The 2,381-nt window shown below is 74.3% G+C and carries 2 protein-coding genes; both read right to left on the bottom strand.

Annotated elements, in window-relative coordinates; all coding sequences use genetic code 11:
* Positions 1 to 73: 73 nt before the first annotated feature.
* On the bottom strand, positions 74 to 1,081 hold the full coding sequence (locus CCN44_RS29155) for an ABC transporter permease (protein WP_059252983.1): 1,008 nt from the start codon (positions 1,079 to 1,081) through the stop codon (positions 74 to 76).
* On the bottom strand, positions 1,066 to 2,381 hold a 1,316-nt coding region (locus CCN44_RS29150), incomplete at its 5' end, for an ABC transporter substrate-binding protein (RefSeq protein ID WP_086700850.1). The genes CCN44_RS29155 and CCN44_RS29150, both read right to left, overlap by 16 nt.

The following is a 2,381-nucleotide window of genomic DNA, read 5'->3' as shown; positions in this document are numbered from 1 at the left end:
CGCGGGGCGGGCGTGCCCGGGGCCGGGGGTGAGGGCGGTGTTCCGGTCGGGCGTCCCGCCGTGCTGTCGGGGCTCATCGGCGGCCTCCCGCCACGGCGTCCCGCACCAGGTCGGCCGCGAGCAGCACCCCGGTGATGACCGCGCCGGACAGGGCCGTGACGCCGGCGATGACGGGGGTGTCGCGGTCGGTGACGGCGGAGGCCAGGACCGCGCCGACACCGGGGTAGTTGAAGATCGTCTCGACCACGACGGCGCCGCCCAGCAGCATGCCGGTGGAGGTGGCCAGGCCCGCCGCGATGGTGGGCAGGGCGCCGGGCAGGACGTGGTGGGTCAGCACGCGGTGCGGCGGGAGTCCGTCCAGGAGAGCGGTCTCCACGTGCGGGGCGCGGGCCTCGTCGGCGAGGGCGGCGCGCACGATGCGGGTGTTCCAGCCGGTCTGCGGGACGGTCAGGGCGAGGGCGGGCAGGATCAGCATCGTCCACGAGGCGGGGTTTCCGTCGGCGTCGGTGAGGGTGACGGCGGGCAGCCAGCCGGTCCACAGCGAGAGCACGAGCACGAGGGCGACCGCGACCACGAACTCGGGCAGGGCGAGCACCGCCGTCGCCGTGCCCGACACCGCCCGGTCCAGCCGGCCGCCCGGGCGCAGCGCGGCCCAGCAGCCCAGGGCCAGCGAGAGGACGGCGGTGAGGAGCAGGGCGATGCCGCCGAGCAGCAGGGTGTTGGGGAACGCGGTGGAGATCAGGTCGGTGACGCGTTCGCCGCGGGCCGAGGTGCCGAGGTCGCCGGTGGGCAGGCCGGACATCCAGTCCCAGAAGCGGGTGGGCAGCGGCCGGTCCAGGCCGAGCAGGGCGCGCCGGCGGGCGACGTCGGCCGCGCTCTCGCCGCGCTCGGAGGTGGCGGTCGCCGCGTCGCCGGGCAGCAGTTCGATGGTGACGAAGACCAGCGCCAGCAGGGTGGCCAGCAGTGCCGCGCGCTTGAGCAGCAGCGCGCCGAGGCGGGCGAGGTGCCTCAGGACACGTGGCGGCGCCGCCCCCTCGCCCAGGGCCGGCGCGGCGGTGCCGGCCGTCAACGGGCCAGCCATGCCTGTTCGAGCTGGACCCGCCCGTACCCGGGCAGCGTGGGCAGGCCGCGGACGGCGGACCCGGCGAGGTCGATGCCGTCGGCCATGCCCCACAGCAGGTAGCCGGAGCGTTCGTACTCGATCCGCTGGAGTTCCTTCAGCAGCCGCGCGCGCTCGGTGGCGTCGGCGGTGCCGATGGCCTTCCGGTAGGCCGCGTCGAACGCGCGGTCCCTGAAGCCGGCCTCGTTCTGGGCGCTGTCGGAGACCATGGTCTTGCTGGCGAAGAAGACCACCGAGTCGTTGGTGCCCCAGTAGGTGGTGTAGAGGTCGGCCTTGAGCCAGGTCTTGTCCCAGAAGACGGCCGACTCCTGCTTGACCACCTTGATCTTCACGCCGGCCTCGCGGACCTGGGAGGCGAAGAGGGTGGCGGACTCGGCGAGGCCGGAGATGTCCTCGGTGGTGCGGAGTTCGTACGTCTTGGAGGTGTCGAAGCCGGCCTCCTTCAGCAGCTTCCTGGCGCGGGCCAGGTCGCGGGTGCGCTGCGGGAGGTCCTTGGCGTAGGCGGGGTCGCCGGTGCCGAGGACGTCGTTGGCGACGCTGCCGTAGCCGGACAGGACCTGCTTGACCATGGCCTCGCGGTCGACGGCCAGGCGGAGCGCCTCGCGGACCTTCGGGTCGGCGAAGGGGCCGTCGGCGGTGCGCAGGACGAGGGGCATGGCCATGTCGTTGGGGCGGCGGACGGTCTGGATGTCCCCGCGCCCCTTGGCCGTGCGGGCCGCGACGGCGCCGACGTTGGAGGCGAGGTCGATCTGGCCGGCCAGCAGCGCGCTCGCCATCGCCTGCGGGCTCTCGAAGATCTTCACCTCGATGGCGTCGAGGTGCACCTCACCGCCGTACCACCGGTCGTTGCGGACCAGGCGGGCGTTGCCGCCGCGGAACCAGTCGAGCGTGAAGGGGCCGGTGCCGGGCGCCTCGGCCATGTCCTTGTCGGCCGTGCCGTCGGGGACGACGAAGGTGGTGAGGCGGGTGAGCTGCGGGAGTTCGGCGTTGGCGTAGTCGGAGACGAGGACGACGGTGCCGGTCCCCTCGGCGGTGATGTTCCTGGCCTGGATGCCGGGGAGCCGGGAGGCGCCGGCCGGGGTGGCGCGCAGCCGGCGCAGCGAGAAGACGACGTCCTTGGCCGTGACCGGGGAGCCGTCGTGGAAGGTGGCGCCCTTGGCGAGGGTGAACCGCCAGGTCTTGAGGTCGGCCGAGGGCGTCCAGCGGGCGGCGAGCCGGGGGGCGGTGTTGGGTGTGCGGCCGGGGACGGTGAGGGTGTCGT

The sequence above is a fragment of the Streptomyces tricolor genome, from assembly GCF_002155905.1.
Classification (GTDB): domain Bacteria; phylum Actinomycetota; class Actinomycetes; order Streptomycetales; family Streptomycetaceae; genus Streptomyces; species Streptomyces tricolor.
This window is presented reverse-complemented; position numbering and strand designations above follow the sequence as displayed.